The organism is Dyella sp. AtDHG13 (genome assembly GCF_003201105.1).
In the GTDB taxonomy this organism is placed as follows: domain Bacteria; phylum Pseudomonadota; class Gammaproteobacteria; order Xanthomonadales; family Rhodanobacteraceae; genus Dyella; species Dyella jiangningensis_B.
In genome coordinates, this window is record NZ_QICJ01000014.1 from 99590 (window position 1) to 111203 (window position 11614).

Here is an 11614-nt window from a genome sequence, read left to right on the forward strand (position 1 = left end):
AAGGGACCTCGGGAGAGCGGGACACGGGTGAGCCGGCCGGCGCTCTCTCTGGTCCGCACCGGCTCAAACCCGTTCCGGCCACACTCTCCCTCTCGTCATGCCGCCGGCCTTGACGCCGCGCGACCAGGCGATCCGCGCTTCGCGTGTCGCGTTCGCGAGCCGCAGCAAGAGATCGCCGTGGCATGGTCGCGGCGCGCAGAAGCAGACGAGATCGCAGCCGCGAAGCTCGTCGAGCGCGCGCAGGAGATGATGCTGGTCTGCGAGCCAGCGCTCGTACTTCGCGATAACGGCGGCGCGGTCGCCGTCGGGGCCAATTCGGAAAGGATTGCCCCATTTCGAGCCGCGCCCGACATAGACGGCGCTCGCCGGCACGCCTGCGTGATGCTTGTCGAGAACCCTGCACATTGTCGACCGCCTCCTGATCTCCGTTGCGACGGGGCTGGCGACCGGGATGCGGTGAAGGCTTGGCGGTCACGCATCGCGCGCGATGCGGAAACGGCTTGCCCGTTGACCGACGAGCCGCCGCGTCCAGACAGGTCACGACGCGGGGCGTCAGGAGGCTGATTCGTCCGATAGGTTCTCAGACGGCGGCACATAGGCGTCGTAGGGATTGCCATCGGCCAGGTGGCCAAAGGGCGTGAACAGGAAATCCGCGCCATCGCGTCCGACGGCGCAGATGACGTAACGGGTCTCGCCGGTCGCTGCATCGGCACATTCCATGAGGGCGAGGTTGCCGTCTGCCGCAGCGTGGAGCAGCGTCTGAAAGTTGGCGCGCGCGTGATCGGGAATGCTCATCGCGCACCGCGCTTTCCGCGGCCCGGCGACAAAGTCCGCGCGAGCCAGCCGCGCGTGTCGGTCCATGCGATCGTCTCGCGGGTGGCGAGATCGAGACAATGGGCCCCGCCGCTGAAGGCGTCGATGCAGGGCCGGGAGCATGTGTTGGCCCATTGAAAACCCCAGCGACCCTTGAGATCGAAGATCTCCGCACAACGAAGGACGAAGGTGATGACTGTTTGCGGATCGCCCGTGACATCATCACGGATCCACAGCGCGGCGCCGCCGTGTTCGGGCTGGATGGAGAGCAGAAAAGCATCCGAGGGCGGGTCTTCCCGGGCGTTCTCTTCCATCAGCGCATTATAGAGTTCGAGCGCGCGCGCCGCGTTGTCGGGCGTGTCGACATCGAGCACGCATGAGAAGTGCGTGAAGAAATCAGCCATGATGGCCTCCTGAAACGAAATCGCCCAGCGCGATGGCCGGGCGGAGGGAATTCGATGGAGAGAAGTAAGCGGGGCGACTCATGCCGCCCCGCTCCTGGGCATTACTCGGCGGCGATCACGACTGGCGCGTCGGTCTCGTCTTCGCCGGCGTTGTCTTCACCGTCGGCGAGAAAGGCGGGCAGTGCTTCCTCTTCGCCGCCGTTGGCGTCGGCATCGCCGATGTCGGCAGTCGTCGCTTCGGAAGACCGGAGCGGCTCGGGCAGCCAGCCGGTGCCGTTGAGCAGCCGTTCGGCCTCCTTCGCCATGTCCGCCTTCTTCAGATGGTCGATGAGCTGCGCCGACTGCTCGCCGTTCGCCTCGCGCACCGCTTCAAGGATACGAGGCTTGGTGACGCGGCCGAGATAATTCTCGACCGTTGGACGCCAACCGGCGTCGACCATGTCGAGCCCGACGGCCCGTGCGAGGCGGTCAGCCTGGGCGAGACGATGTTGGACGCCGTGAACGGAGAGACCGGGACCGCCATAGCGATCGCCTTTCTCGTAGAGCGCGTTGACGCCGAAGGAAACGCAGTGCGCGAGCAGTGCGGCCCGGCTGGCGTCGTCCAGTGCGGCGAGCCAATCCCAGAGCGCGGCTTCATCCTTCGGCATGTCGGCCTTCCAGGCATCGTGCCGTTCGGTGACCGCCTTGGCGGATGGGCTCTCCTTGAGGTCGGCAGACTGGATCGAGAAGAACACGTGCCGCACCGACGCTTCGAGACAGTTGCCTGTCGCTGTGTGCTGGAAGGCGTCGAGGCAGAGTTTGTGCAGGAGCGCCGTCATCGCGACATGCGGATTGTTCGCCACGGCATCCCGCAGCGCCAGCGTGCGGTACGCGGTCAGTTCGCTAAGCAGCCGATCCGGCAACGGCTTAACGACGTCGTCCTCATCGTCTTCCGGCTCGGCCTGGCCGATGGTGATGACGACACGCTGAACCGGCGACGTGTCGTTGTCGATTCCAACCTGCTCGAGATCGTCGCGGTCTTCCTGACCGGGCTCGACGACTGGAGCTTCATCCTCGGGGCGAACATAGCCACGATCGACCTGGATCTGGCCGTCGTGAGCGATGCTGACAAACACCCCAGCCCGGGAGATGTCGGCCGGATCGAAGATGTGCGGTCGCGACTCGAACGCCTCAAGCGCGGTTTCGATCTCGCTGAGGCGCTGGTCGACCTCGTCGGGCAGTTCGTCGGCATCTTCGTATTGCGCCTGAAGCTGATCGAACTCGGTGCGCAGCGCTTCACGCGTGGCACGTTCGTCGTCGGTGAGATCGGCCGGTATGCCGTCGAGCTCGCGCAGGCCGTGGTCGTGACCGTAGGGAAAGTCAACTGCGACCTCGATCCATTTCCAGCCCTCGGCGGCGATACGTTCCGCGTCGGTCCTCAGTTTTTCGGCGACAAGGGTTTCGAGAAGCCCGATATTTTCAAGCCAGCCACCGTCGTCCTGCTGGAAGAGATCGCGCATGACGACACCGCCCGCGTTTTCGTAGGCGTCGATGCCGACGAACAGCACGCGGCGATCCGATGCGCGGACGGTTTTCTCCGTCAGCATGCGCCGGATCTGATAAGGCTCCTGGCTGTAGGACCGCTGGAGCGCGTCCCAGACCTGGAGCTGGCGCGCATGGTCCGTTGTCACGGTGAACGCCATGAGCTGCTCGAGCGACATGCCGTCCTCGGCATAGATGTCGAGAAGCTTCTCCGACACCGCGGCGATGCGCAGGCGCTGCTTGACGACATTGACGCCGACGAAATAGGCGGCCGCGATGTCTTCGTCGCATAGGCCCTTGTCGCGCAGGGTCTGGAAGGCGCGGAATTGATCGAGCGGGTGTAGCGGCACGCGCTGGACGTTCTCAGCCAGCGAGTCGTCCTCGGCGAGGATCTTGGTGGAGGGATCGCGGACCACGCAGGGCACGGGCGCGGTCTTGGTAAGGCGCTTCTGCTTGACGAGGAGCTGCAACGCCTGGAAGCGCCGCCCACCGGCAGGCACTTCGAACATACCTGTCTCGACGCCCTCCGCATCAAGAACCGGGCGGACATTGAGGCTCTGGAGCAGGCAGCCGCGACGGGCGATATCCGCCGCGAGATCCTCGATCGAGACGCCGGCCTTCACGCGCCGGACATTCGACTGGGAGAGGATGAGCTTGTTGAGGGGGATGTCGCGCGAGGACGACAGGGTGATCTTCTGAACGGCACTGGCCATCGGGACTTACTCCGCGACGGGCGCCGAAAGACTCTCTCTCGGCTTTCAACCCGCCGCGAAGACCGGCGCAGCCCTCTTCCTCTTATGGGTTTTCGCCCCGGACATTGCCGCAGCCTTCCCGGCCAGACCCAAGTCTCACCGCCGATGACCGTCGTCGGGAACAGTCATTTTGCCTCGACGTGCGTATGCCGATGATGCAGGTCGGGGTAGTGGGCGTGACCGTGCCGCAAGGGCGCGTGCCGATGCCAATGCGAATGCGGTTCTGTTACCAGACCGTCATGCTCATGTTGGTGGTGCTCGTCGTGCACGTGCACATGCTCGTGCGCTAGGGCATCGTGTAGATGCTCATGCTCATGCCGCTCCGCGAGATGAAGCCAGAGCCCCACCATCATCAGCATTCCGGCGGCGATCAATTGGATCGTCAAAGGTTCGCCTAGCAGCACCACGGCGATAATCGCCCCAATGAAAGGCGCTAGCGAGAAGTAGGCGCCGGTGCGTGCGGCTCCGAGGTTGCGAAGCGCAAGCATGAAAAGAACGAGGCTTACACCGACGCCGAGGAAGCCGACGGCGGCCGCGGCCGCGATCGTGGTCGGCGTCGGCAGATGCGCGCCAAGCACCATCGCCAAGGCGACGTTCGCACTGCCGGCCGCGATACCCTTGATGGCCGCCGTGATCACCGGATCGGCCGAAGACAGTTTGCGCGTCAGATTATTGTCGATGCCCCACGCTAGGCACGCGGCGGCGATAAAGGCACCGCCCGCGTCGATGCGTATACCTGTTCCATTCCACGCGAGGATCGCCGCTCCCGCAAGGATGGCGAAGGCGCCCAGCATTAGCCGCCGATCCGCGTTTTCCCGGAACACGACCCACGCGATCGCCATGGTCGCGAGCCCTTCCAAGTTCAGTAGTAGGGACCCGGAGGCGGCGGACGTACGCGCCAACCCCAACATCAAGAGGAGCGGTCCGGCTACCCCGCCGCATAGGACGACGGCCGCGAGCCAGGGGAGGTCATGGCGCCGTAGGGGCGTCTCCGGAACCGGTGCGCCGAAGGCTGCTCTGCTGGCGATGATGGCCACCAGACCGATGCCGGCCCCGAGATAGAGCAATCCGGCGAGGAGCTGTGGCGGCATCGAGCCGAGCAAGAGCTTCGCGAATGGCGCCGAGGCACCGAAGAGCACTGCCGATATGAGCGCCAGTGGCACGCCTGGCCAGAGGGGAGAGCGCGACTGTGTCATGGCGCAAGCTTAGCAGAATAGAGGTGTGTCCACCGCCCTCTTCGCTGCATCCACGGCGGGACTGTCTTGTCTGAGCACGTGACGGGGATGACTTACAACTCGATCTGCCGCGCGATTTCCACGACGCGGTCGGGCGGCAAGCTGAAGCGATCAACCACCTTTACGGCATTGCGATAGAGAAACGCGAACACTGGAAGACGCCAATGCGCAAACAGCGAGCTTCCGGCCCTTGCAACGATAAGATCGCGTGTCGCGAAATAAATGGCGTGATCGAGATCGATCGACGGATCGAGACCCTTAACCCGCTTCAGAGCGGCGGTGAGGTCTGGTATTTCGACGAAGCCAAAGCGCATCGTCACGCGCCAGATACCGTCGGCAATCTTTTCGACGCCACAGCGCTCCTCATCATCGATGCGCGGCGATTCCTCGAACAGAATCGTCAAGGCGATCACCGACTGATGGAGGGCGCCCATGTGTTTGACGTGGTCGATCAGCAGCGGCGGGATTTTCTGATAGGTCCGGGTCAGGAAGATCGCCGTGCCGGGGACACGGGCCACCTTGCCGGCGGCCAAGTCAGCGACAAATTTCTCGGGTGCTTCCGACGCATGCGCCAGGCTCTCGCGAACCGCATCGATCCCCGACCGCCAGGTCAACATCAGGAAGAAGACGAGCGCGCCGAAGGTCAGGGGCAGCCAGCCGCCTTCGGCGATCTTCAGCAGATTGGCGCCAAAGAATCCGACATCGACGATCAGGAAGAGTCCGGCGATTAGGATCGAAACCGCGAGCGGCCAACGCCATGTTTTCCGCATAGCCGTGAAGAGCAGGCAGGTGGTCAGCAGCATCGTTGTCGACACCGCCGTGCCGTAGGCGCCGGCAAGCCTGTCGGAACTGCCGAAGGCGATGGTGATCCCGATGGTCGCCACCATCATCATCCAGTTTACGACGGGCACGTAGATCTGGCCGTAAACCTTGTCGGACGTCTGGCGAATATGAAAGCCGGGCAGCCAGCCAAGTTGCATCGCCTGCCGTGTCATCGAGAACGAACCCGTGATGATCGACTGGCTGGCGATGATGGTGGCAATCGTCGCCAGGAACACAAGCGGATAGACCCCCCATGTGGGGCAAAGCTGAAAGAACGGATTGCCTTCGATCGTACCCTTCTGGATGAGCAAGGCGGTCTGTCCGGCGTAGCTGAGCAGCAGCGACGGCAGCACGATCGCGTACCAGGACAGGCGTATGGGGCCGGGCCCGAAGTGTCCCATGTCGGCGTAAAGCGCCTCGCCCCCGGTGATGCAGAGGAAGACGCCGCCGAGCACCAGCATCCCGTTTCCTCCGCTATGGGCCAGGAAGCCGATTGCGTGACGCGGATCAAGGGCGGTGAGGACGCTGGGATTGCGAACGATCCCGGTGAGCCCGAGGACCGCGATAACGAGAAACCAGAGCAGCATGATCGGGCCGAAGGCGGCGCCAATTCTAGCCGTGCCGAACCGCTGGGCTGCGAAGAAGACAATCAGGATGGCGACGGCCGCCGGCATGACGAAGGGCTTGAGCGAACTCGTCACGACATTGACGCCTTCGAGCGCGCTGAGCACCGAGATGGCCGGCGTGATGACGCCGTCGCCATAGAGCAAGGCCGCGCCGAGCAGGCCCATGACGGCCAGGATTTTGGCGGTCCCTTTGAATCTGTTGGCGCCGACCAGCGACATCAGGGCAAGGATTCCGCCTTCCCCATGGTTGTCGGCGCGCATGACGAACAGACAATACTTGATCGAAATGGTGATGATCAGGGTCCAGACGAGCAGCGACAGGATGCCTAGCGCGCTGGCGGTCGTGAAATGTCCGCCGGTTGCCTGGACGACGGTCTGGAGAGTGTAGAGCGGGCTGGTGCCGAGATCGCCATAGACGATGCCTAGCGCGCCGAGCGCCGCCCAATGCTGGCGTTCGCGGGTGCATGTGGATGCGTCCTGGGCGACAGTGGGGGTCATGAGTCATTCATGTAGGGCGGTGGCCCGCAGCATGGAGGAAGACGAGGATGGTCGTCTCGTTAGACTGGAATCCGTGGGTGTCGGACATCATCCCAGTCGGCGTTGCGGCGAGCCACTTGCCCCCTCGCGCCGGGCCCAGTCCTGCGGGATGGCGGCTTCCAGAGCGTCGTCTACGGTCACCAACCCCAGCAATTTTCCCTCGGCGTCAACGACCGGCAAGCTCAACAAGTTGAAGTCGGCCATCCGCGTGGTCACCGCAATGATGTCGTCATCAGGCGATGCGACGATTGCGCGCGCGTCGACTGCGTCGCGAAGGAATGTCGAGGGACTAAGTTGCAGGGCGCGCACCACGCTTAGCGTTCCGGCCAAGGCGCCGTCCGCATTCAGGCTGTGAATCGTCACCAAGGCCTCGGGCTGCACGGTTGTCAGTGTTCGCAGTTGCTCAAGCGCATCGCCGATCGTGCGATCCTCCGGCACGGCGAGGAAATCGGCGCCCATCAGGCCGCCCGCCGTCGCCGAATTAAAGCCGAGCAGCATGCTGACCTTCATCTTCGTCGCCGTCGGGAGACGATCGAGCACGTTCTGCCGGCGTTCCTGCGGCAACTCCATGATCGCGTCGGCCGCATCGTCGGCGCGCATGCGCGACAATACGTCGGCCACCTCGTCGTCGTTGCGCGATTTCAGCAGTTGTGCCTGCTTGTCATCGTCCAACTCCTCGAAGACATTGGCTTCCAGGCTGGGATCCGTATGCACCAAAGCCAGCAAGACATCCTGCTCTTGGCTCGGAGCGCGTTCAATAATATCGGCGATCTGAGCCGGCTTCAGCGCCTCGATGCGGCCGAGCGATGATGTAGACCTGGCCTGCGCTGCGTCGCGGGTGAGCGGCAGGAAGTCGTGCCAGTCCCGGGCCGGGTGGTGCTCATGCGAGCCGAAGTGCAGCCAGCTATGCTTGTGCACGTCCACGCTGACCACGCGCCAACCCGACGGGGTTGCGTCGAAGCGCACGTCGTGCGCCTTGACCAACACGCCGCGCGGCAGATCGACCAGACGCCGGCCGAGCATCTCGGCCTTCAGCAGCGTTTCCCCAGCCTCTTGTGAGAAGGGTCGTCGTTCTCCCGCCGCGATCCGCACAGCGCCATCGGGCTTGATCTCGATAACGTCCGCCATCGGCACGAAGACCGGGCCGCTGCCGACCAGGAGGCCCTTCAGCAGTGGATAGTCATTGTCCCGCAAGACGGCGACAACGTCTTCCAGGCGGCCGGCCGGGGCGCCGTTGGCGTCCACGACGCCATGCTTGAACATGGAGACCAGGGAGACCGTCTCGTGGACGGGCGCATGCGGGGCATCGGTGGCGTTAGGAGTCATGGCAAACCTCTTCAACAGGATGAGCCCGGTGGAATGCCTTGGCCAGAAGGCTGGTGACGGCAGGGTCAGTGGCCAAGGGCAACCTCCACGACACGAACGATCACCAGGATCATCGCGATCAACAGATAGGTGCGGAGGACAGTCAGACCGATCCGCACCTCGGCGGAGAGCTGCGGCGCCTTAAGGAGCGCCAGCGGGGCCATCCGCCAGGTAGCGCGGAGGCTGGTGTCGACGGCGACCTTGGGCGCCGCGGGATGCAGGCGCCGGTAGGTGAAGAAAGCTGCGGCGCTGACCGCGGAAACCGCTGCGCCGATCTCCAGGATCAGGATGATGGTTTGGGCGCTGATGTCGGGGAACAGCACGCTGGCGGTCAGCACCAGGGACAGCACGACCAAGACGGCGATGACTGCGGATGTGAAGAGGTTGGCGAAGAGTCCATTTACCCACGGACCCACCACCTCGGTGTCGTTGCAGAGGAGCAGCAGGAACACTGTCGCCGAGGGCAACAGAACGCCGGCCAACACTTGCACACCGACGGTCAGCAGGCCTAGCGGACTACCGGGGACCAGAACGACAATCGCCGATACGAACAGGATACCGGCAAAGACGGCGTAGAAGCCCTTCGCATCGGAGATCTTACGATGCAGCGAGTGCTTCAGCCCCAGCACGTCGCCCAGGGCATAAGAGGTCGCAAGCCCCACAGCCGCGGCGCCGATGATCGAGGCGTCAATCAGGGCCAGTGCGAAGAGCACGCCGGCGACGTGGCCAACATACTTCTGCAGCCCCTGGGCGACCCCTTCGGCGTCGGTGAAATTGCCGAATTCCGGGTGGCCGGCGAAGGTCGCGGCGGTGAAGGCGATGATCGCCGCAGCGCCTATGATCACGATGGCGATGCCGATCCAGAGGTCGGTGCGCTCATAGTTCATGAAGCGCGGCGTGATGCGCTTGTCGATCAGGTACGACTGCTGGAAGAAGAGCTGCCAGGGCGCGATGGTGGTGCCGATGATGGCGATGATCAGCAGCACCACGGCCGACAGGTCCGAGCCCTTCGGCAGGCCGGGAACGACGAAATCGTGCAGCATCTGTCCGCCGCTTGGGTGAGCCATCACAAAGATCGGCACGAGCAGGAGCGATCCCGCCACCAGCGCCATGCAGACTTGCTCAAAACGCTTGAACGACCCTGTGCTGGCTGCGGCGACAATCAGTACCGCGGAGATCGGCACGCCGAACATCTTCGGGATACCCAGATAATCCATGCCCAGACTGATGCCGATGAACTCGGTGACGATGGTGAGGGCGTTCAGGATGAAGAGGTCGATGACGCTGAAGGCGCCCCAGAACTTGCCGAAGCGTTCGAGAATGAGCCGCGCGTGACCGACGCCGGTCACCACGCCGAGCCGCAGCACCATCTCCTGATTGACGTAGAGCACAGGTACGAGAACCAGCAGTACCCATAACAGGCGCGTGCCATAGACTTGGCCAGCCTGCGTGTAGGTGCCGAAGGCGCCGGCATCGTTGTCGCCGACCATGACGATCAGACCCGGCCCAATGATAGCCAGTAGGGTCGTGAGGCGGGCTTTGAGGCTCGCGCGCGGCAGTTCGTCGCCGCGTTGGATCGAGCCGAATGCGCCCTTGATGTCGCCGATATGCGCTTCATCGAGCACTGCGGCGCGCGCGTGATTGTCGCGTTGATTTTCCGGGTCTGCCAGCACGAGGAGCGCCTTCCCAATGGGCGTTGATGTATGGGGTTAGGGATCGACGGCGAGCGACCGTGGCGCCCGACGCATGGAGCGCAGCGCTCAGTTTGGTTGTTGGCGCCACCCGCACCCGAGACGCCGGCGCGCCAGTGCGAGACGCGGGCGGATATCCGATGAGCTGGCGCCGCGCGGGCGTGCGCTGAAAAATTGGTAGGTCATTCCTGCCTCCTGATGCCTGGCTCAGGAGGCGGCACGCATCAAAGCAGCGCGAAGTGGTTCGCGCGGCTCTCGACAATCGTGTCGTCGCCCTGAGCGTGGCCGAGCCGGCGAGAGACGAGTGCAGACGTTGAGCGTCTGCTGTCGCAATCGTCGGCCTGACCGCTAGGTCGCGGGTTCATAGCGATCCCTTGATGTGCCAATGAAAAATCCAGCCTTTGCAAGGCTGGATTCCGGAGCGTGAATTATTGCTGGTCTTCAATGCGCGCCGCGGGTTTGATACATACCCATAGGGGTATATTGCAACTATACCCGGGTATAGAAATGATCGATCGCGGCGCTGCTTTCGAAGCGGGCCGCGCGCCCGGGGATAGGCTCGCGTCCTTGACGGGCGGCAGCCGTGGGCCGCGATGGAGAGGCGTCGGTGAGACGCGGCAAGCCAATTTGAAGCTGCGTCTTGTCGACCTATTGTGGTGAGGATGTCTCACGCGAGCAGATCTCGGCGGTTTGTGTTTGTCCACGGTGCTTGGCACGGCGGTTGGTGTTGGGCGACGGTTCGACAACTTGTTGATGATCGAGGTCACAGAACTTGGGCGCCGACACTATCCGGCATGGCAATCGACGAGCCTTGCGCTCACGTCGATCTCGATGCCCATATCGAGGACGTGCACAATCTCATAATTCGAGAGGACATTCGCGATGTAACGCTGGTGGGCCACAGCTATGGAGGGCTTGTGATTACAGGGGTGGCAAACCGTGTGCCGGATAGGATAGAGCGGATCGTGTATCTCGACGCCTTTGTGGGCGCGAATGGGCGATCCTTCGCCGATCTCGCGCCGATACATGATGTCGAAGCGCTGGTCGTCGAGGACCGCATCGCTCCGATGATCTCTATCGAGAAACTTGGATCGTTCGATAGCGAGATGGCAGTGATCTTGGCCAGTCGTTTGGTGGGGCAACCGTGGCGCACGTTTGCGCAATCGCTCCACTTCTCTGCGAGGGCTCTCAACCGTTTGCCAAGGGCGTACATTCGGACTTCAGATCTCATTCCCGAACAGGCGGAGCACGCCATGGCTCTTGGGATTGAGATGATTGACGCACGGCCGGCGGGACATGACGCGATGCTCACGGAGCCCGCCAAGATTGCGATGCTGCTGGAGCAAATCGAGGGGCTTCCTGTACATCGGGCGGAGGAATGAGGTTGGCCGTGGAAGAGAAATACCTCAGCGCAGCAACGCGCCTCCCGGCACAGGATCTCGACCGCGCGCGACGATGGTATCTGGAAAAGCTGGGCCTGAGGCCAACGGAGGAACGCCCCGGTGGCCTGCGCTATTGTATCGGTGCGGGTGAGTTTTCGATATTCCTCTCAAGCGGCCGATCGGCCGGAGACTTTACACAGCTCGCGATCACCGTTGATGACGTCCGCCCCGTCGTCGATGAGCTCAAGCGTCGTGGCGTCAACTTTCTCGAGTATGAAAGCGGCCGGCTAAAGACCATCGATGGCATAGCGCATGTCGCCGGCAACTATCCCAGCAAGGGATCAGCGGAACTTGGCTGCTGGTTTCACGACAGTGAGGGGAATTTGATAAGTCTTGGGCAGTCCTTGAAAGAGGCTATGACGTAGGATGACATTTCGCCATCGAAAGCGCTTCAAGGGTCCCAGAG

At 63.1% G+C, this 11614-nt stretch carries 10 protein-coding genes; 2 read left to right on the forward strand and 8 right to left on the reverse strand.

What is annotated here, in order from left to right:
• Positions 1-63: 63 nt before the first annotated feature.
• The 8 genes from BDW41_RS20070 to BDW41_RS20105 form a co-directional block, all read right to left on the reverse strand.
• Positions 64-405 carry a DUF4326 domain-containing protein gene (locus BDW41_RS20070; protein ID WP_074551668.1) on the reverse strand — a complete coding sequence of 114 codons (342 nt, stop codon included), beginning with the start codon at positions 403-405 and terminating at the stop codon, positions 64-66.
• 147 nt (positions 406-552) lie between these two features.
• Positions 553-795 carry a DUF6117 family protein gene (locus BDW41_RS20075; protein WP_012047167.1) on the reverse strand — a complete coding sequence of 81 codons (243 nt, stop codon included), beginning with the start codon at positions 793-795 and terminating at the stop codon, positions 553-555.
• A complete protein-coding gene (locus BDW41_RS20080; RefSeq protein WP_074551667.1) occupies positions 792-1217 on the reverse strand; it encodes a hypothetical protein in 426 nt (141 codons plus the stop codon). Before BDW41_RS20080 ends, BDW41_RS20075 begins: the two co-directional genes overlap by 4 nt.
• 101 nt (positions 1218-1318) lie before the next feature.
• Complete coding sequence (locus BDW41_RS20085; protein WP_074551665.1) at positions 1319-3451, reverse strand: ParB/RepB/Spo0J family partition protein; 2133 nt, start codon at positions 3449-3451, stop codon at positions 1319-1321.
• A gap of 164 nt (positions 3452-3615) precedes the next feature.
• Positions 3616-4686, reverse strand: a complete 1071-nt coding sequence (locus BDW41_RS20090) for a DMT family transporter (protein WP_074551664.1) — start codon at positions 4684-4686, stop codon at positions 3616-3618.
• 92 nt (positions 4687-4778) lie between these two features.
• Complete coding sequence (locus BDW41_RS20095; RefSeq protein WP_074551662.1) at positions 4779-6671, reverse strand: KUP/HAK/KT family potassium transporter; 1893 nt, start codon at positions 6669-6671, stop codon at positions 4779-4781.
• An 87-nt stretch (positions 6672-6758) separates the two neighbouring features.
• Positions 6759-8036 carry a CBS domain-containing protein gene (locus BDW41_RS20100; protein ID WP_083337770.1) on the reverse strand — a complete coding sequence of 426 codons (1278 nt, stop codon included), beginning with the start codon at positions 8034-8036 and terminating at the stop codon, positions 6759-6761.
• Positions 8037-8101: 65 nt separating this feature from the next.
• Positions 8102-9748 (reverse strand): Nramp family divalent metal transporter, encoded by a 1647-nt coding sequence (locus tag BDW41_RS20105; RefSeq protein ID WP_004624787.1) that lies wholly within the window; start codon positions 9746-9748, stop codon positions 8102-8104.
• A gap of 680 nt (positions 9749-10428) precedes the next feature.
• On the opposite strand from BDW41_RS20105, the gene BDW41_RS20110 reads away from it, so the two are divergent.
• Both BDW41_RS20110 and BDW41_RS20115 read left to right on the forward strand, forming a co-directional pair.
• Positions 10429-11148 carry an alpha/beta hydrolase family protein gene (locus BDW41_RS20110; protein WP_074551660.1) on the forward strand — a complete coding sequence of 240 codons (720 nt, stop codon included), beginning with the start codon at positions 10429-10431 and terminating at the stop codon, positions 11146-11148.
• An 8-nt stretch (positions 11149-11156) separates the two neighbouring features.
• Positions 11157-11573: a VOC family protein gene (locus tag BDW41_RS20115; RefSeq protein WP_199535394.1), complete on the forward strand. Its 417-nt coding sequence runs from the start codon at positions 11157-11159 to the stop codon at positions 11571-11573.
• Positions 11574-11614: the final 41 nt, after the last annotated feature.

Excerpts from the sequence above, each read along its gene's own strand:
- BDW41_RS20080 (WP_074551667.1), bottom strand. The coding sequence starts at position 1,217 with ATGGCTGATTTCTTCACGCACTTCTCATGCGTGCTCGATGTCGACACG.
- BDW41_RS20100 (WP_083337770.1), bottom strand. The coding sequence starts at position 8,036 with ATGACTCCTAACGCCACCGATGCCCCGCATGCGCCCGTCCACGAGACG.
- BDW41_RS20070 (WP_074551668.1), bottom strand. The coding sequence starts at position 405 with ATGTGCAGGGTTCTCGACAAGCATCACGCAGGCGTGCCGGCGAGCGCC.
- BDW41_RS20095 (WP_074551662.1), bottom strand. The coding sequence starts at position 6,671 with ATGACCCCCACTGTCGCCCAGGACGCATCCACATGCACCCGCGAACGC.
- BDW41_RS20110 (WP_074551660.1), top strand. The coding sequence starts at position 10,429 with ATGTCTCACGCGAGCAGATCTCGGCGGTTTGTGTTTGTCCACGGTGCT.
- BDW41_RS20085 (WP_074551665.1), bottom strand. The coding sequence starts at position 3,451 with ATGGCCAGTGCCGTTCAGAAGATCACCCTGTCGTCCTCGCGCGACATC.
- BDW41_RS20090 (WP_074551664.1), bottom strand. The coding sequence starts at position 4,686 with ATGACACAGTCGCGCTCTCCCCTCTGGCCAGGCGTGCCACTGGCGCTC.
- BDW41_RS20075 (WP_012047167.1), bottom strand. The coding sequence starts at position 795 with ATGAGCATTCCCGATCACGCGCGCGCCAACTTTCAGACGCTGCTCCAC.